This is a genomic window from Bifidobacterium pullorum subsp. saeculare, from assembly GCF_016899725.1.
GTDB lineage: Bacteria > Actinomycetota > Actinomycetes > Actinomycetales > Bifidobacteriaceae > Bifidobacterium > Bifidobacterium pullorum_C.
Map to the genome: position 1 here is coordinate 1 of NZ_JACLYU010000226.1, position 450 is coordinate 450.

General features: G+C 58.9%; 1 protein-coding gene. It reads right to left on the reverse strand.

Annotated features, from left to right (window positions below; translation table 11 throughout):
- On the reverse strand, positions 1-434 hold a 434-nt coding region (locus tag H7U32_RS10295; RefSeq protein ID WP_323804626.1), incomplete at its 3' end, for an ABC transporter substrate-binding protein.
- Positions 435-450: the final 16 nt, after the last annotated feature.

A 450-nucleotide genomic window follows, 5' to 3' on the forward strand; every position in this document is an offset into this window, starting at 1 on the left:
TCTTCACACCACTTCTTGCTCATGATCATGAGCTGGCTGATGACCTCTGGCAGGATTGGAAATGGCGCCTTGGTTTCAATCTCGACGACGTAGTCGTTAACCTTGCGCACTTCCTTGATGTCGTTGGTGTTCGACTTCATGTCGGAGCCTTCACCTGCAGCACGCGCGAAGCTGAACAGCACATCGTCGGCGGTGAAAGGTGTGCCGTCATGGAACTGCACGTTCTTGCGCAGTTCGAAGCGCCAGACCGTCGGGGAGCTCTGCTTCCAGCTGGTCGCCAGCACCGGCGCCACGCTCAAATCCTTGTTGCGACCGACCAGGGTTTCATACACGTTGTTGGTCGTGCTCAGCTGCAGCGACTCTTGCAGCGAATGCGGGTCGAGCGACAGCGCATCGCCCTGATTGGCGATGCGGATGGTCTGGGCGTTGGCCACGAGACTCGCGCCGCAC